This is a genomic window from Pirellula sp. SH-Sr6A (assembly GCF_001610875.1).
Taxonomy (GTDB): domain Bacteria; phylum Planctomycetota; class Planctomycetia; order Pirellulales; family Pirellulaceae; genus JBKCUI01.
On sequence record NZ_CP011272.1, the window covers coordinates 1,099,804 to 1,117,044 of the forward strand.

Here is a 17,241-nt window from a genome sequence, read left to right on the forward strand (position 1 = left end):
AACGAGACGAAACGGTCCACAGGAAGTCGAACTGGCAGAATAGAGCAAGCCAATATTCCGAAACAATACGGAAATGGACGCTAGCAAAAAAACTATCAGCAGAATTATTTGCTAGCGGAGTTCGTCAGCGGAATGCAGAGGAGCTTTTCATCGTTGCGCACATAGATGGAGCCATTGGCAAATGCGGGTGCACACCAAACGACGTCTCTTCCAAATGCGTTGTTCGTCGGTTCGATGATCTTCGTACGTGCGAGCTCTTCGTATCCTTTTGGGGAAAGGTTCGCCAAAATGAGTTCGCCGGAGTCATTGAAGAGGATGAAGTTCTTTTCCGTGCGAACGAGGAAGGCGGTACCGCTTTGCACAGGACGAGGGCTCACCGGCTTGCTCGTCTCCCAAAGCCTCTTTCCCGATTCGATTTCGAATGCGAGCATCTCGCCGGTCTCATCAAATCCGTAGACGATCCCATCGATAACCATCGGCTGCACATTGACTGGAGAAATCGCCTTCTTGGCCACATCCTGCCAGACTTTGCTTGCGGCGGGCTTTTGCGGGTCGAGCTTCAGCAAAAGATTCTTGCGAGAATATCCGCCGATGAACAAGTAAGGACCGGAGGTAAGGGGAGTCATAATGATGGAGCCATTGCTGGCCTCATAGGGGAAGCTCCAGTATTCCTTCCCCGTCGTTGGATCCACGGACGTGATCGCCGAGGCACTCGGGACAATTAGCTGTTTCACACCACCGGCCTCGATGATCGAGGGTGGCACATATCCCTGCTCTTTACCCGTGACAGATCGCCAAACCTCTTCTCCGGTCATCTTGTTCAAACAGACCACATGCGAGCCATCTCCCCCCGCCAATGTGTACAGGAATTCGCCTAGTACCAGGGGGTGAGCGGCGTATCCCCAAAGAGGGGAATCGGTGTTGTAGGTCTTCTTTAGATTCTTGTTCCAGACCACTTTACCGGTCGCGGTATCGAAACAGTACAGGTCCCCTTCGGCGCCCAAGGTGTAGACGCGGTCTCCATCGACGACCGGTGTGCATCGAGGTCCTGCAGGATAGGAAATGGTGTAGGTGACAGGATACTCCTGCTTCCAATTCACCTTGCCGTTTGCGTTATCGAGGCAGAGGACTCGCTCGGTACCAGAAAAGGATCGCCGACCGAAGTTATCCACCTTCACATTGGAATCGGACACAAAGTCTGTCACAAAAACCCTGGAACCGACGACGGCTGGGCCCGCATAGCCACCAGCAACAGCTGCTTCCCAGCGCGGAGCGAGACCTGCGTTGGGGAACGAAGTGGGAGGATTCGAAACCGCCCAAACGTTATCTCGATTCGGACCCATCCAATGGGGCCAATCCTCGGCTTGCACTTGGAAACACGAAGAAGCGAAAAGTCCCGCAATCAATCCAAAGATTCGTTTCATGGTTCTGAAATCAAGAAGGAAAATATCGGTGGTGCAAACGAAAGTTCACGCCCCTGCATCGCTTCCGCATGGAGACAACACAGTGCGCGAATCAGTATACCCGATTCCACACGGGAATCCGCAGGAACAGACCGATGTCGGGATCTCGGTCATCGGTTGCCATCACCCATTTGGCAAAATCGTCGAGGCGGATAGGTTTCAGTTCGAACTCGATGCTGGTTTCAATCGGTCGCATTGGGGCAACGCAAGGTCGTGCCCCGCGTGCGTCCTGCCCCGCGCGTGGATTGGCCCTTCAAGGGCGACGAGCTGAATGGGCGATGAGCTGAATGAGATTGGAGGTCGAGTGGTAAACACCCACGGGAAAGAGCCTCGTATATACTCACACTTTAAAATATGTCTCCCCCGTTTCCGTTAATCGAAGTGGATACGAGGGACACGAATCAGATGGAAATGAAGGCAGAACTTTACAAGTGCCAAGTCATGCAGAACAAGGAGTCAAACCGGCGAGACTGGTTTCGCTCGATCAATTCCGTGGATACACGGTCCTCGGGATGCTTTTGGTCAATTACTTCGGGGGATATCACGTCTGCCCCCAGGATCTTAAACACTCCAACGATTATTGCAGCTACGCCGATACGATCATGCCGCAATTCCTCTTTGCGGTGGGATTTGCCCTTCGCTTGACATTCGGTCGGCGGATGGAGCAAAGTGGAGATTGGTCTTCCTACGGGAGAATCGCCAGGCGATTGCTCGGCTTGCTCTTGATTTCGCTCGTTGTATACACCGTGGGAGCCCGAGCTCCGAATTGGGAGAAGCTAATGGAAATCGGTGTGTGGGGCGCGATCGCGGAGCCACTGAAGCGGCAATGGTTCCAAACCCTTTCGCACATCGCGATCACCTCCCTTTGGATTGTACCGGTCATCCATGCCAATCATTCCATCCGCATCGCTTGGGCGATTAGCTCAGGACTATTGCACGTCCTTCTCTCTTACTGGTTCAATTTTGTTTGGTGCCACACCCCACCCAATGCGATCGACGGAGGTCCATTGGGTTTCTTGACGTGGACGATTCCCGCGATCGCAGGCTCGATTGTCTGCGACTGGTTTGTCCCTGCCGTGAAGTCCCAACCGACCCTTTCTCCGATCCACCGCGGACTCGTTTGGGGATGCGTTCTCATGCTGATGGGGTATGCACTCTCGTGCGGAACTCGGTTGTACGACGTCGAAGTGTTGGGACCTGAGGAAGTGGAATCGGTAAAGATAGCGAGCCAGCCGGTTCTCCCCACAGCGAAACAATTCATCAACAAGGCCGCGACGAGCAACCGGGCAGGATGGCTGGCGGAACCACCGTTTGTAAAGCCCCCCGATGCCACGGTTCGGAAGTGGAACTACTGGATGATGAGTCAGCGCGCAGGAACTCTCTCGTACTTAATTTTTGCAACCGGGTTTTCTGTCGTCGTTTTCGTGGGCTTTTATGTCGTTTGCGATCGGTACCACTTCAGCGTAGGGCTGTTTCGCACGTTTGGAACCAATGCATTGATCGCATACATCCTCCACGACATGGTGAGCAACGCCGTGCAGCCATTTTTCCCGAAAGACTCACCAGCTTGGTATGCGCTCTCGGGGTTAGCAATCTACTTTGGAATTACTTGGATAATACTTCGCGCGCTCGAGAAACAAGGCGTCTTCATTCGTGTATGAGGTCGAGCATTTGCTACGTTAGGTGGCATGCTCCGAGAGAATGCCGTGTGGGGAATGCGCAATCGGAAAAGTGAAGAACAAGATCGCTTGGTAAGCGAATCCCACCGTTCTCCCAGCGAGCATACACAAGGCGGCCCCATAGAGTCCCCACACCGCGATGGCTGGTGCGGCGAGGCCAAGGGTGAGGATTGCAGTAATGGCATTCGACTGAAAGAGCCAGCGAGGTTTTTCGATGGCCCACACTCCTTGGTCGTTGATCATGTGAGCGACGGAAAGTGTCATGTTAGCGCCGAGGATCGCCATGAACCATCCCATCCCTCGATAATCGGCGTCGTTGTAGAGTTGAACGAGGAGCCAATCCGAGAGCCACGTGACAACCGCACACACAATGGCAACGGGCAAACTGATACCGATCATAAAGCGCGCGATCCACTGACGCGCAACTCCGATGCCGCGTTCGGTGAACATCTTCGCCGCGAAGGGCATGACGAAACTGCAAGCTCCCAAGGCGATCGGGTTAATGATAAAGAGAACGTAGTTACACGCTGCGAATTTACCAGCCGCTTCCGTCCCGAGCATGCCCCCTAGTACCCATAACGTTCCCTGTAAGTGGCTTAGACCAATGATCTGCGCCAACAAAGGCCACTTTGCCAGATCCCAGTGGTTCTTGACCTCCCGTGCGTGTCCTTGTTTTGAAACAGACCATTCACCGTATGAAAACAGCACCCATATGATTGCAGGTATCGCGGAACTGACAGCCATCGCGACGTAAACGGTTGGAGCATTCAACCTGCCCCACCACACGAGGCTTCCTATAAACAGCAATTGCAAGAGTGCCGCTATCGCATCGATGGCGAATGCGTAATGAACTCGCAGCCTCGCTATTTCGATCCGCCTCGCGAATTCCCGGAGCAGCACGAACGGAGTGGAGACTGCGAGCAATCCAATCACATGGAGCAGTTTCTCATCAACCCAGCCACTGGCACTCCCCATCCAGTTCCCCTTCAACCCGCATAATCCCACCCCCCACAATGCTCCCATCGAAACAAAGCTCAGTGCGGCGATGCCGGCGAACATCAGCAGAACACTCCCTTGATACTGCGATTTATCCAACCCGAGTCGTTTATGAATAAAAAGCGAAAAAGGGCTGCTCAGCAAGGCTTCCTGAAAGCAGGTTGCGACTAGCAACAATCCAAAAGCGATCGAGAATAATCCCAATTCTCCTTTGCCCGCCACGCGTGCCAGAAGGACGGTTGTGACGAATCGAGTGCCGCTGATGCTGAGTTGATCGAGTAGGGAAAGAAGCACGATGACATCGGTTCGCGCAAACAGCGGGGATCGCAATGGAATATTGGGTTGGTCAATTGTGGTCATTTGGATCCCGGCGAACTAAACTGGAACGCCTAGTTTGCTTGAATCATGCCATGATGGGAATAGCGTTCCGTCGCTTTCCGGCGATCAATCCCGTTCCCCGTCACTCTCCCAAATTGGCGGATTGCGAAGGCCCAACGAGCCGGGATACGCAGGATTCAGAAAGCGAAGATACTCGACGCATTTCGACAAAGGATGGATATGTTTGGGGATGTTTTCCGGGGAAAATCGGTGTTCATCACCGGCCACACAGGGTTCAAAGGTAGCTGGCTTTGCCTTTGGCTGCACCATTTAGGAGCCAAAGTATTTGGCTATTCTCTCCCGTCGCCGACTACCCCCAACCACTTTTCCCAAAGTTCTATTGAAGAACTTCTCGCGGGCCACCAGATCGCGGACGTACGCGACACCGAACGTTTGACGCGATCGATCCAATCGATACAACCCGACCTCATTTTCCATCTAGCGGCGCAAACGGTCGTCAAGACTGGGTATAGCCAGCCATTCGAAACCTTCTCAACCAACGTAATGGGGACCGTCAGCCTGCTTGAAGCTATCCGCAACATAGGGAGGCCTTGCTCGGCCGTTTTGGTCACCAGCGATAAGTGCTACGAGAATCGCGAGCAAGTTTGGGGCTATCGAGAATGCGACGCAATGGGAGAGCGCGATCCGTATGGCGGTAGCAAAGGTGCTGCGGAACTTGCGATCCGATCCTACCGCGACTCCTTCTTCCCGCCATCAAAACTGGATCGGCACGGTATTCGAGTTGCATCGGCGCGTGCAGGCAATGTGATCGGAGGTGGCGACTGGACGGCCCACGCGTTGATGGTTGACATGGTCAAGTCGCTCGCGGAAAACAAACCGATTCCAATTCGCAGCCCCTCGGCATATCGACCTTGGCAGCACGTGCTTCAGGCATTGCACGGATACCTCACGCTTGCCAGTCGATTGCTGAGCCGACCCGAACCCTTGTTTTGCTCAGGATGGAATATCGGACCGCTTCCTGGAAGCGAGATCCCGGTGCACCAAGTGGTTTCGAAGTTCTTGGCCGAGTGGGGAAGTGGCGAGTGGCAGGATCGATCTGACCCGACACAACATCGCGAAGCCGAGATCCTGCGACTGTCGATCGATAAGGCCCTATGGGAGATGGATTGGAAACCGGCATGGGATATCGACAAGACGATCCGAATGACGGCAGCTTGGTACAAGCTTTGGCTTTCCAATCCACACACGACCCGTAAGATATCCCTCGAACAAATCCATGAGTTTGAGCGCGATGTGCAATTGCAAGGAATCGGCTGAGGGAGCCAAACATGGACTTTACGAAATCCGATGCTTGGAGACGTCGAGCGCACGCAGTGATCCCTGGAGGCTGCCACACCTATGCCAAGGGTGACGATCAATATCCTCAGCTTTCACCGGGATTTATCTCTCATGGGATTGCGGGCCACGTATGGGACATCGATGGAAATGAGTACATCGAGTTCGGTCAAGGAAACCGCGCCGTCGCATTGGGACACGCATTTCCTCCCGTAGTCGATGCGGTATCCAAAGAGCTGGCAAAGGGTTCCAACTTTACGCGCCCATCGACCATCGAATTGCAAGCTGCTGAGGAGTTGCTGGAATTGATACCAGGCGCGGACATGGTCAAGTTTTGCAAGGACGGGTCCGACGCCACGACAGCTGCCATAAAACTCGCTCGAGCTGTCACCGGACGTACGAAGATTGCCTATTGCGAAGACCAACCTTTCTTTGCCACCAACGATTGGTTTATCGGCACGACCCCTCTCGATGCAGGTATACCGGATGCGGCCAAAGAGCATTCCAAGCCGTTTCGTTACGATGATCTAGGGAGCTTGGAGGGTCTCTTTCGCGAGCACCCACACGAAATAGCGGCAGTGATTCTCGAACCTGCGAAATACGAGGATCCTGCTCCAGGCTATTTGCAGGGAGTCAAAGATCTATGCAGGCAATACGGAGCCCTCTTTATCTTGGACGAAATGATTACCGGCTTCCGATGGCATAATGGTGGCGGACAAGCCTACTACGGTGTCGAACCGGATCTTTCCTGCTGGGGTAAGGCGTTAGCGAATGGTTTCTCCGTTTCTGCGCTGGCGGGAAAAAGGGAGTGGATGGAACTCGGAGGGCTTCATCATTCCAAGGAGCGAGTCTTTCTTTTGTCCACTACCCACGGCGGAGAAACACACGCGCTCGCGGCGGCCATCGCGACGATGCGGACCTACAAATCGGAACCGGTCATCGAGACGTTGCACCGACTTGGAAATCGCCTTTTGGTCGAAGGCCAACAGATAATCGCAGCGCACGGTCTTTCGGAATTCATTCAAATAGATGGGAAACCCTGCTGCCTCGTCTTTAGTACGTTGGACGCGACCAAGCAACGATCGCAGGCGATGCGCTCGTTGCTATTGCAAGAAACGATACGCAGGGGCATTCTGATGACGTCATTGATCGTAAGCTATACGCATACCGACGAGGACATCGACAAGACCCTCGCCGCGATAGATCAGTCGCTGCCGATTTACAAGCGAGGCTTGGAGCACGGAACCGAGGACCTGCTCATTGGGCCACCCTCCAAAGTGGTATATCGCAAATTCAACTGATCCGAATCATCACCGAAGGTCCGGATTCCAACCCACGGGGAGATGTGACGTGATACAAACGACGAATCAGCACCACGAGGTGAACCATCGCACGACCTGCAGACACTGCGGACATCCGCTCAGCCTGAGTATGGTAGATCTCGGTGCACAACCGCCCTGCGAAGCGATCCTCACGGAGGAGCAGTTCTATGAACCCGAGCCGTTTTATCCGCTTCACGCGAGAGTGTGCGAAAACTGTTGGCTCGTGCAGTTAGATGCGGACGTATCGCCCGAGAAAATTTACACCGAGTATGCCTACTACTCTTCGTACTCCGAGTCATGGCTGCAACATATGGAGTCCTACACCGATTCGATTTGCACTCGACTTGGGTTGACTCCAAATCATCGTGTTGTCGAAATCGCCAGCAACGATGGCTATTTGCTTCAGTTTTTTGCGGATCGTGGGATCCCTTGTTTCGGTATCGATCCTGCAGCCAACGTAGCGGAAAAAGCGCTCGAACGAGGGATAGAGACCCTTGTCTCCTTTTTTTCTACCGACACGGCGGAACAGATCGTTAAGGAAAGAGGGAAGGCCGATCTGATCATTGCCAACAACGTTTTTGGCCACATCCCAGATATCAACGACTTCCTTCAAGCTCTCCAGCAGTTACTCCAAGAGGGTGGGACGATCACGATCGAGATTCCTCATTTGATGCGCTTGATCGAAGGAAACCAATTCGACACGATCTATCATGAGCACTATTGCTACCATTCCTTGATCGCCGATTTGAAATTGCTGGAAAGCCAAGGCTTGAAGCTTATTGCGGTGGAAGAGCTTCCCACTCACGGAGGTTCGATTCGTATGTTCATCGCGCATCGGGAGGACGCGAGGGCCCCCGATGATTCCATCGAACGCTTGGTTGGCATCGAGAGAAGTAGGGGCATGGATACACCGGCCCCCTATCAAGCGTTCGGCGAGAAAGTCCGCCAGACCAAGCGGAATCTGCTGCGTTTCTTGATCGCTGCCAAAGAGGAGGGGAAACAGGTCGTAGGCTACGGCGCGCCGGGGAAGGGGAATACGCTCCTGAACTATTGCGGAATCCGCGAGGACTTTCTCGATTTCGTCGTCGACCGGAATCCCTACAAGCACGGCAAGTTCCTTCCCGGGAGCAGGATTCCCATTCGCCCAGTCGAGGCCGTATTCGAAGCCAAGCCCGACTTCTTGCTTATTCTCCCCTGGAATATCAGCGATGAGATCATTCGACAAATGGATGGAGTACGCGCTTGGGGATGTCAGTTTGTAATCCCCATACCCGAAGTTCGCATCGTCGTATGATTTTTACACCCACACCGCTTCAGGATGCTTATCTAATCGATTTGGAATGCAGGCGAGACGCACGCGGCTTTTTCGCGCGCACGTATTGTGAGAATGAGTTCTCGACAGCTGGGCTGGTCTCCCGGATGGTCCAATGCAACTTGGCCTTCAATGTCCATCAAGGCACGGTCCGAGGAATGCACTGGAGAGCATCGATGCATCCGGAGGCTAAGGTCGTGCGCGTCTTGCGGGGAGCGATTTGGGACGTCGTTATCGATTTGCGACCTGAGTCGAAAACGTTTCTTCAATCGTTTGGCGTGGAGCTTTCGGCGGAGAATCGTCGCGCCATCTACGTCCCACCTCGCTTCGCGCATGGTTTTCAGACATTGATGGATGAAACCGAAGTCTTTTATCAGATGAGCGAGTTCTACCAGCCTGCGTTGGATCGCGGAGCAAGATGGAACGATCCGTCATTTTCTGTCACTTGGCCGCAGCCGATTGTGTCGATTCACGAACGCGACGCGAATTATCCCGATTTGACAATCAGTGAATTGAAGTGAGAGCAATCCATGGAGAGTGACAACGGGATGCACCAATTGCTCAAGGATCTTTTCCCGTTATGCAGGAGCATCACCGGCCACGGGGTGCGTCAAACGCTGCAACGACTCGGGGAAGAGATTCCCGTCCGTTGTACCGAGATTCCGAGCGGGACGCAGGTGCTGGATTGGATTGTTCCGGAAGAGTGGAACATACGCGAGGCGTGGATCGAAGGACCGGATGGGACGCGACTCGTCGACTTCGCCAACCATTCGTTGCACGTCGTTAGTTACAGCGAACCGATCGAGGCCGTGTTGACTCTCGAACAATTGGAACCCCATCTTCATTCCCTTCCAGATCAACCGCATGCGATCCCGTATCGAACGTCCTATTACCAAAGAAGCTGGGGGTTTTGCCTTCCCGATCGAATACGGAAGAGCCTGAGTAAGGGCAATTATCGAGTTCGAATCGATTCGGACCTCGCGCCCGGGCATCTGACCTTTGGCGAAATTTATCTTCCCGGTAGCAGTACCGAAGAAGTCGTTTTGTCGGCCCACATCTGCCATCCATCGCTCGCCAACGATAACTTGTCTGGAATTGTCGTGGCAGTGGAGATTGCGAAATGGCTGCAGGCGATGGTGGATCGGAAGCTTAGCTATCGGATTTTGCTAGCACCTGGAACGATCGGATCGATTGCTTGGCTATCGAAAAACAGGGCTTCGCTCGATCGAATTCGATATGGATTAGTCCTCAATGGGCTTGGGGGCCCCCATCCTTGGACCTACAAGCGGAGCAGGCGAGGGGACCATCGGATCGACAAGATAACCGAGTCGATTTTGACCCGTCGCAGTCCTGCGAGTGTTATCGAACCGTTCTCACCGTATGGATACGATGAACGACAGTTTTGCTCCCCCGGTTTTCAACTCCCTTTCGGATCCCTTTCGAGGGCATGTTGGGGACGTTATCCCGAGTATCACACCTCCGGGGACAATCCTGATTATGTCTCGGCGTCATCGCTTCAGGAGAGCGCGGAGCTTATCAAGGAGATTGTGCGAGCCATCGAGTGCGAAAGGGTGTCGGAGGAGGGCTTGTATGTCGGAACGGTTCGGTACGGGGAGCCGCAACTCGGTCGGCGCGGTCTTTACGGAACAGCGGGGGAGATAGACACCATGGCCGTTCTTTGGGTGCTGAACTACTCCGATGGCGAGCATTCGCTGAGAGAAATCGCCGATAGGTCCGGGATTCCTACCGAGCGGCTTGTCCGGGCGGCTCAGGGCCTACTGGAACGGGGCTTATTGTCGCGTCCCCTGTAAATTCATTGGCCAAACGCAATCAGTACGGTCCTACGCTTCCGTTTCGACTTGGAAGACTCGTCCCTTTGTGGGATACTTACCAGGCGTATGCTCCTCACCCAAAAGGGGGGACCCCGAAGACAGGGTACCATTTTGGTTCGAGAGCGGAGTTCTCGAGTTGGAGGAGATTAAGGCAGGGGAAGCATTCGTCCCGCTGCTTGAGACAAATTTGTGCATGCTTGGCGAAGTAATCGCTTTGCAGCAGAGTTTTTTATGGGAGATGGTTGATGTACAAGAATTTAAACGCGACGGTTCTAGGGGTATCGGGTCGGCAGAGCGAGCTGATTGAGTTGGCGATGACCTATGGATTTAGCGGGTTGGATATCGATATCGTCGATTTGGTGAAGCGAACGCAGCGCAGCGAGTTCGACAAAGCATCCCGATACTTGCTGAGCTCCAAGATGCAGGTCAGCGGTTTTGACGTCCCCATCGATTTGGACACCGATGACGCTTCTTTCGAGAAATCGCTGGCCTTGCTGCACGGCTCGATTGAAATCGCCGGCAAGGTCGGAGCGCGCGCAGGGTTTTTGCGATTGCCCGCTGCGACCGATCGGCTTCCCTTCCATGAATATTTCGATGTGCTTCGCAAGCGAGTCGATCGTATCGGAGAGGTCTTCGAAAAGAACAACGTTCAGCTGGGGCTCTATTTCTCTGTAGCACAAGAGAGCCGCGAAAGTCGGCAATTCAAGTTCATTCAGGATGTTGAGGGCTTTTTGGCTTTCTTCAAGGCGTGCACCTCCTCGAGCGTGGCGTTGGTCATCGATTCTTTCAATTGGATCGTGGGTGGCGGGACTTTCGAACAGTTGGCATCGATCCCTGGCAACAAGGTTGCTGCTTTGCGGATCTCCGACGCAGAATCTCTTCCTTCGATCGCGGACGCGAGCGTGAAAATGCGTCAGCTGCCCTGCGAAACAGGAACTATTGACAACGTTCGCTTTGTGGGGACGCTGAGCAAGTCCGGGTTTGACGGACCGATCACTGCGTTTGCGCATGCGAGCAATTTCGCTGGATTCACGCGTGATTCCATCGTCGCAAAGAGCCAGGATGCCCTGGATCACGTGCTGGCCGGCGCTGGCCTCCCCACCTTCACCCGCCGACCCGACATGATCGTCGAAGCCACCGGCCCGATCTCCGAAGACATCGGCTTGGAAGCGTAAGGGCCGATTCGGTTCATCAATGAAACGTTCAAAGAGCGGTGGGGAAACTCACCGCTCTTTGCATTATCCCCTCAACACTTCGATGGCGTGTTGTAACTTCGTTTCGGATCGCTATCTAACTCCCAATGCTGTTTACATACGCGTCCGCTGCAACACGCGTTAGCTAGCAAGGGCGTTCCCAATTGATCTTGACTCCTACCTGTGATAGTCATAACCTCTTCGGGCGATAGATGCTCATTGAATATGGAGATTCAATAGATGAAACCAATACCGGTCGCTTCGGCGGATGTTACAGGAAACGAAGAGAAGTACGTCTCTGAAGCTATCCGAAGTTCTTGGATATCGTCATCAGGTAAGTACTTGGATCAATTCGAAGCAGAGTTCGCGGAACTTTGCGACTCCAAGTATGCGCTCTCGTGCTCGAACGGGACCGTTGCGCTCCACTTAGCGTTACTTGGGCTTGGACTAAGGCCCGGCGATGAAGTCATCGTGCCGTCCATGACCTATATCGCTACGGCAAATGCCGTGCGCTATTGCGGTGCGGAACCTGTATTCGTCGATATCGATCCGGAAACTTGGTGCATTGCACCCGATGCCATTGAGGCCGCGATCAGCCCGCGAACTCGAGGAATCATTGCGGTCCACCTCCTCGGCCACCCTGCTGATATGGATTCGATCAATCAGATTGCAGCCATGAATGGATTGTGGGTCGTCGAGGATGCTGCGGAAGCCCATTTTGCGTTATACAAGAACAAGCCCGTAGGTAGCTTGGGAACGGTTGGAACATTTTCCTTTTTCGGAAACAAAATTCTTACGTGCGGAGAAGGTGGTGCGCTCACCCTCAACGATTCGCAACTTTCGATACGCCTCAAGATGTTACGGGGTCAGGGAATGGACCCGCGACGCCGGTATTACTTTCCTATCACAGGGTACAACTTCCGATTAACGAATCTCGCATGCGCGATGTTATGCGCTCAACTCGAGCGCCGCGAAGAGATCTTTGCAAAGCGAAATGCGATATTTGACTACTACACCGAATGCCTCACAGGTATTCGTGGCATCGGGTTTCAGCCTTGCGCACCATGGGCTCAAATCGCTCCGTGGATGTACAGCGTTACCGTCGATCCGCATGAGTTCGGCCAAACACGGGATGATCTTATCGCGACCATGAAGGAAGCAGACATTGACTCCCGTCCATTCTTCTACCCGCTCCACCGTTTACCACCTTACGTCAAGTCTGCCTCCAAGCAGGGTCAGCCGCTCGAAGTGACCAATCAACTAGGTGCGACCGGTTTGATGCTGCCTACATACAACCAGTTGTCCTTCGAGGACATCGATCGCATCGTTAGTGTCATTCGCCGAGCTGCCTCCAGCTCTACTCCAATACGTCGCGCTGCCTAGCTAAGACGGTTGCGCAGCAATGAAGCCTTCATTCCGTATCAAACGATTAGCCATCGTATTGCAGAACGCATCGACGGGGGGGTGGAGGTACACCGAGAGGCTTGTGGAGGGATTGCGAATCGCTCGACCGGACTGCGAAGTCCTGGTTTACATTGGTCGATCCGTTAAGAGCGAGGGCGAGCTCGAGTCTCCTCGGGAGGTCCTTCGGAGACTCGGAGCAGACGTGAGGTCGGTTCCCTGGTTGCGTCCGGTTCGAAATCGATCCGGCATGAAACTCGTTGTTAGCAAACTTCGGACCCTCCTGAGCTCCACGAGCTACTGTCGCTGGATCGAAGAACTGAACCGATGTGATGCCGTTTTCTTCGCGTGGCCCTACGGTATTGAATGCCCTCCATGCAAAGCCCCCGTCGCCTTCATTCCGCACGATTTCAACTACACCCATTTCGTGGGCACATTTGTAGAAAGCCCTGCGTCCGTTGCTTCCCTGCGGAGCCAGCACAAGCTTTGGTTGGAACGTGCGCATCCCATCGTATCGACACAATTCATCGCAGATGAATTGATGCGTACGTTTCCGGAATATGTGTCGCCACCGAGAGTCGTTCGACTGTCTCAACTGGGACCGATGGAATCGATGAACCATGACGAAGCGTCTAAGATCGTGCAGCGACTTGGTATCTCCGGAGATTACTTGCTCAGCCTCAACAACATCTCCGCACACAAGAATCTGGGGCAATTGCTGTCCGGTTTCCATTACGTAGCAAAACAATATCCGAATCTGAAGCTAGTGTTGGTTGGATTTGGAACCGAAGGAATCCATGGGAACGTCAATTCGCCTTATTATCTAGATTGGTCGGACAGCGGTGGAAACGTTCAGAGCTTGGGATTGCGAAGCGACCGCGAAGTTTCCGCCCTCATCGCCCGTGCGAAACTCGTGGTCAATGCGTCGTTGTACGAAGCCGGGAACGGATCTGGGCTCGATGCTTGGCGCATGGGAACGCCGGTGGTGATGTCTGATATACCTGCATTTGTCGAACAACTTCACGCGATGGACGTTCGTGCAGAGACCTTCAATCCTCGATGCTGCTACGAAATACGCGATGCATTGTTGCGGATTATGCAACAGCCCGAAGTCGCCGAAGCGAATGCGTCCTATTCGAAGAAATCGATGAGTCGCTATAGCTGGAATGACGTCGCAGAGCATTACTTGGATTTTTTCGACGAGATTGCTGCGAAAACTAGCCACCCACTGGATCATTAACAACGTCCATTACCGCCCCCGCCACTAATCCGTCTGGGGATTTACCTTGACTTCGACTCGAAACCTCAGTTAGAACCCGCTGAAAGGGTAAGTCTCGCTTGCAATTCGAACAAAATGAAAATCCTACTGGCCAACGCGATCGAAACATTTGAGGACGCTCATCACCAGCGTTCGTTATGCGATCGTATCCAACAAATTCTTGCATGCCATGGGCATCGGGTTGACCGTTTGACCCTACCATTCGTCGACGATCTCCATACGATCATGGAGCAGATGCTGGCCTATCGATTGCTAGACCTGACTTCCGCAGTGGATCGATTGATCGCATTCGATTCGCCTGCATGTTTTCTTTCTCATCCGAGCAAGATAATCATCGTTTCTTCCGAGCACCAAACGCTCTGCAGTTCCTCGCCCGAGGATTTCTCATCGCTCCACAGCTCGTCGATCACTCGCAAAATGGAGCATGCTCGCAACAAGGTGTTTGGGGAATCGAAAGCCATTTTTTTCGATACGAACGAAGCAAAACAAACGTGGTGCTCGAAACACCTCGCTCCCGCTGTATTTGCCGAGTGCCTGGAACAGCGCACGGAGGACGAAATCGCGAAACTCCTTACCCTGAATGACGACCGCTATTCAGCCTCACCTCGTAACAAAAGATTCGAGGGGCGTGCAGCATGAAGATCTATGTTGTGAACAACATGATCCCCTTTCTGCACGGAGGGGCGGAGGACCTTGCAAACTACCTCATCTCTCACCTTAGGCGTGTGGGGCATGTCGCCGAGCTTTTGCGAATTCCCTTTCGTTACGAGCCAGCCGAAAGCATTTACTCCGAGATGCTAGCCTGTCGCATGATGCGAATCGGCGATGCAGACCTAGTTATCGCATTGAAATTCCCAGCCTACCTCATACCGCATCCGAACAAGGTATTGTGGTTGGTGCACCAATACCGTCAAGCTTACGACATGTGGGATTCGGGTTACTCGAACATTCCTGCTACAGAAGCGGGACAGCAACTGCGAGGATCTATCAAAGAAGCCGATGCAGAATGCTTCCGAAGTGTTCAGCGACTTTACACCATTTCCCCTGTCACTCAAAAGCGGTTAAAGAAATACAATCAGTTTGAAAGCGAATTGCTTCGGACTCCCATCAATGGCCCTGAAGATTACGTGCCGGGAGAATATGGAGATTATATTTTTTGCGGCGGAAGAATCAATTCGACAAAGCGACAGCATTTACTGATTGAAGCGATGCAACATGTGCGTTCTGATGCGAAATTGCTGATTGCAGGTCCCGCCGACTCTCCGCAAGATTCGGAGCGACTAGAGAGAATGGTCGAGCAATATGGCCTCGAGGACCGAGTAATTCTCAGGATTGGCTATCATGACCGCGCCGAGCTGGTTCCCATGATGTGCAATTCGCTCGCTTGCGCCTACTTGCCGATCGATGAAGATTCCTATGGATATGTGACCATGGAAGCGAATCAGGCGGGAAAAGCAGTGTTAACCGTCAATGACTCGGGTGGCCTGCTAGACCTGGTTCTGGACGACCAAACAGGTTGGGTGCGAGATCCCGACCCCCTCCAAGTTGCCGAAGCGTTGGACCTCATTTTTACCAACCGCCAGCGGACTGTGGAAATGGGCGCACATGCGAGACACGAGTGGCTAAAGAAGGAGATAACTTGGGAACGCACAGTGGAGCGGCTCGTCGCATGAAACTAGCTTGGTACACCCCCTATTCGCAACGTTCCGCCATTGGCCTATTCAGCAAAGAAGTTGTCACTGCCCTTCTCGAACTCGGCCATGATGTAACGATCGTCCGCAGTGAATCTGCGGATTCAGCCGCTTGGAAAACTAGCCGCGATGCAATTTGTGAAATCATTTCAGCTGCATCCATTAATCCAAATGTCGACGATTACCTGAGTCGGTTCGACTGCGTCCTCTACAATGTCGGGAATCATTACCAGAACCATTCCTATTGCCTAAGCCACCAAGAGAAAGTCCCAGGCATCACGCTCCTCCATGACTATATCTTGCACAACCTTCTTATCGAATGGCTCACCCAATCCAGATCACACTCCTACTTAGATGCCTTAATGACCGAAAGCGGACGTGAAGCAGTGACCTGCTACAAAGATGCTTCCGACGATTTAGAGAACAAGTGGTTTATGTCTCGAGCTGCGGACCATCCAGTCCTTCGTTTCGCAATGCAGTCGACGCTGGGAGTTGTCACACATGCAGAATTCTATAGTGCGGTTTGTCGCTCGCAGTTGCAGTGTCCAGTCAAATCCATACCGCTTGCATATTGCTGCACCTACGAGAAGCAAATTGCACTGCCCCAACCTCCCGATTCCCGTTTCGTTTTATTGACAATTGGTGATGTCAATGCAAACAAGCGATGCGAAGCGGTTATCACGGCTCTAAGCGAGTCAGGCGATTTGAGCTCTCGCTGGCAATATCGTATCGTCGGAAACGTCAGCAAAGCACAAGAAGAAAAGTTGCTCAAATTGGCGCGCAATGGCAAGTACCCAGTCGATGTCATTTTGCTTGGAAAAGTGGATGACACGACCTTGCAACATGAGATAAAGAATTCCCATGCGATCGCATGCTTGCGCTTTCCCATTATAGAAGGAGCCTCGGCGAGTGTCATTGTGAGCCTTGCTAGCGCTCGCCCAACGCTCGTCAGCGATGGAGGATCTTTTGCAGAGATACCCGAAAAATTAGTGTATCGGGTACGGCAACACACCGAGAATGCAGATATCCAGCGGCAACTGACAAACATAGCGATGGATTATCGCTCTGCTGTTACAAGATCTTTGAACGCTCGAAATTGGGCCACACAGCGCCATAGCGGCATGCAGTATGCTAAGTCGTTGATTCCGTTCATCGCGGAAGTAATCAATTCAAGCCCCATACTTAAATTGGTGGATTCGGCTGCAACACATCTTGCAAACTGGCATTGCTCACCCGACATACCCACTGTTTACCAAGTAGAAGCCGAGACGACTTGTCTCTTTGGAAACGTTGAGGTTTGAATCCTGTCCATTACACATCCAATCATTGATGATGGGAACCTGTCCGTGTCGATCAGCACCGCTCAACGTATAAAACTAAAATTAAAGGATCGAAATGC

15 protein-coding genes are annotated in these 17,241 nt (G+C 53.0%); 12 read left to right on the forward strand and 3 right to left on the reverse strand.

Annotated features, from left to right (window positions below):
* Window positions 1-104: 104 nt before the first annotated feature.
* Window positions 105-1,424: a PQQ-binding-like beta-propeller repeat protein gene (locus VN12_RS04220; protein WP_205855182.1), complete on the reverse strand. Its 1,320-nt coding sequence runs from the start codon at window positions 1,422-1,424 to the stop codon at window positions 105-107.
* 91 nt (window positions 1,425-1,515) lie between these two features.
* Window positions 1,516-1,659, reverse strand: coding sequence for a hypothetical protein (locus VN12_RS25680; RefSeq protein WP_168164210.1), 144 nt, complete (start codon window positions 1,657-1,659; stop codon window positions 1,516-1,518).
* Between the two features lie 235 nt (window positions 1,660-1,894).
* On the opposite strand from VN12_RS25680, the gene VN12_RS04225 reads away from it, so the two are divergent.
* Complete coding sequence (locus tag VN12_RS04225; protein WP_146675650.1) at window positions 1,895-3,124, forward strand: heparan-alpha-glucosaminide N-acetyltransferase domain-containing protein; 1,230 nt, start codon at window positions 1,895-1,897, stop codon at window positions 3,122-3,124.
* Window positions 3,125-3,142: 18 nt separating this feature from the next.
* Here the strand turns inward: VN12_RS04225 and VN12_RS04230 are convergent, their stop codons facing one another.
* On the reverse strand, window positions 3,143-4,498 hold the full coding sequence (locus VN12_RS04230; RefSeq protein ID WP_146675651.1) for a lipopolysaccharide biosynthesis protein: 1,356 nt from the start codon (window positions 4,496-4,498) through the stop codon (window positions 3,143-3,145).
* Window positions 4,499-4,696: 198 nt separating this feature from the next.
* On the opposite strand from VN12_RS04230, the gene rfbG reads away from it, so the two are divergent.
* The 11 genes from rfbG to VN12_RS04285 all read left to right on the forward strand — a co-directional run bounded on the left by rfbG (window position 4,697) and on the right by VN12_RS04285 (window position 17,143).
* Window positions 4,697-5,794: a CDP-glucose 4,6-dehydratase gene (rfbG, locus tag VN12_RS04235; protein ID WP_205855183.1), complete on the forward strand. Its 1,098-nt coding sequence runs from the start codon at window positions 4,697-4,699 to the stop codon at window positions 5,792-5,794.
* Window positions 5,795-5,805: 11 nt separating this feature from the next.
* A complete protein-coding gene (locus VN12_RS04240) occupies window positions 5,806-7,113 on the forward strand; it encodes a glutamate-1-semialdehyde 2,1-aminomutase (RefSeq protein ID WP_146675653.1) in 1,308 nt (435 codons plus the stop codon).
* A gap of 79 nt (window positions 7,114-7,192) precedes the next feature.
* Complete coding sequence (locus VN12_RS04245) at window positions 7,193-8,428, forward strand: class I SAM-dependent methyltransferase (protein ID WP_256388136.1); 1,236 nt, start codon at window positions 7,193-7,195, stop codon at window positions 8,426-8,428.
* The gene (locus VN12_RS04250) at window positions 8,425-8,967 is read left to right on the forward strand and encodes a dTDP-4-dehydrorhamnose 3,5-epimerase family protein (RefSeq protein ID WP_146675655.1); all 543 of its coding nucleotides are present in this window, start codon (window positions 8,425-8,427) and stop codon (window positions 8,965-8,967) included. Before VN12_RS04245 ends, VN12_RS04250 begins: the two co-directional genes overlap by 4 nt.
* A 9-nt stretch (window positions 8,968-8,976) precedes the next feature.
* A complete protein-coding gene (locus VN12_RS04255) occupies window positions 8,977-10,257 on the forward strand; it encodes a DUF4910 domain-containing protein (RefSeq protein ID WP_146675656.1) in 1,281 nt (426 codons plus the stop codon).
* Between the two features lie 266 nt (window positions 10,258-10,523).
* A complete protein-coding gene (locus VN12_RS04260) occupies window positions 10,524-11,453 on the forward strand; it encodes a sugar phosphate isomerase/epimerase family protein (protein WP_146675657.1) in 930 nt (309 codons plus the stop codon).
* 258 nt (window positions 11,454-11,711) lie between these two features.
* On the forward strand, window positions 11,712-12,854 hold the full coding sequence (locus tag VN12_RS04265; RefSeq protein ID WP_146675658.1) for a DegT/DnrJ/EryC1/StrS family aminotransferase: 1,143 nt from the start codon (window positions 11,712-11,714) through the stop codon (window positions 12,852-12,854).
* 268 nt (window positions 12,855-13,122) lie between these two features.
* Window positions 13,123-14,112, forward strand: a complete 990-nt coding sequence (locus VN12_RS04270; RefSeq protein WP_168164211.1) for a glycosyltransferase — start codon at window positions 13,123-13,125, stop codon at window positions 14,110-14,112.
* Between the two features lie 114 nt (window positions 14,113-14,226).
* Window positions 14,227-14,790, forward strand: coding sequence for a hypothetical protein (locus VN12_RS04275; RefSeq protein WP_146675660.1), 564 nt, complete (start codon window positions 14,227-14,229; stop codon window positions 14,788-14,790).
* Window positions 14,787-15,824, forward strand: a complete 1,038-nt coding sequence (locus tag VN12_RS04280; protein WP_146675661.1) for a glycosyltransferase family 4 protein — start codon at window positions 14,787-14,789, stop codon at window positions 15,822-15,824. The genes VN12_RS04275 and VN12_RS04280 overlap by 4 nt, the downstream gene beginning before the upstream one ends.
* Complete coding sequence (locus VN12_RS04285) at window positions 15,821-17,143, forward strand: glycosyltransferase (RefSeq protein ID WP_146675662.1); 1,323 nt, start codon at window positions 15,821-15,823, stop codon at window positions 17,141-17,143. Before VN12_RS04280 ends, VN12_RS04285 begins: the two co-directional genes overlap by 4 nt.
* Window positions 17,144-17,241 lie beyond the last annotated feature (98 nt).

Coding starts and splice junctions, on each gene's coding strand:
- VN12_RS04260 (WP_146675657.1), top strand. CDS start 10,524: ATGTACAAGAATTTAAACGCGACGGTTCTAGGGGTATCGGGTCGGCAG.
- VN12_RS04255 (WP_146675656.1), top strand. CDS start 8,977: ATGGAGAGTGACAACGGGATGCACCAATTGCTCAAGGATCTTTTCCCG.
- VN12_RS04230 (WP_146675651.1), bottom strand. CDS start 4,498: ATGACCACAATTGACCAACCCAATATTCCATTGCGATCCCCGCTGTTT.
- VN12_RS04220 (WP_205855182.1), bottom strand. CDS start 1,424: ATGAAACGAATCTTTGGATTGATTGCGGGACTTTTCGCTTCTTCGTGT.
- VN12_RS04270 (WP_168164211.1), top strand. CDS start 13,123: ATGAAACTCGTTGTTAGCAAACTTCGGACCCTCCTGAGCTCCACGAGC.
- rfbG (WP_205855183.1), top strand. CDS start 4,697: ATGTTTGGGGATGTTTTCCGGGGAAAATCGGTGTTCATCACCGGCCAC.
- VN12_RS04280 (WP_146675661.1), top strand. CDS start 14,787: ATGAAGATCTATGTTGTGAACAACATGATCCCCTTTCTGCACGGAGGG.
- VN12_RS04285 (WP_146675662.1), top strand. CDS start 15,821: ATGAAACTAGCTTGGTACACCCCCTATTCGCAACGTTCCGCCATTGGC.
- VN12_RS04265 (WP_146675658.1), top strand. CDS start 11,712: ATGAAACCAATACCGGTCGCTTCGGCGGATGTTACAGGAAACGAAGAG.
- VN12_RS04250 (WP_146675655.1), top strand. CDS start 8,425: ATGATTTTTACACCCACACCGCTTCAGGATGCTTATCTAATCGATTTG.
- VN12_RS25680 (WP_168164210.1), bottom strand. CDS start 1,659: ATGCGACCGATTGAAACCAGCATCGAGTTCGAACTGAAACCTATCCGC.
- VN12_RS04275 (WP_146675660.1), top strand. CDS start 14,227: ATGAAAATCCTACTGGCCAACGCGATCGAAACATTTGAGGACGCTCAT.
- VN12_RS04240 (WP_146675653.1), top strand. CDS start 5,806: ATGGACTTTACGAAATCCGATGCTTGGAGACGTCGAGCGCACGCAGTG.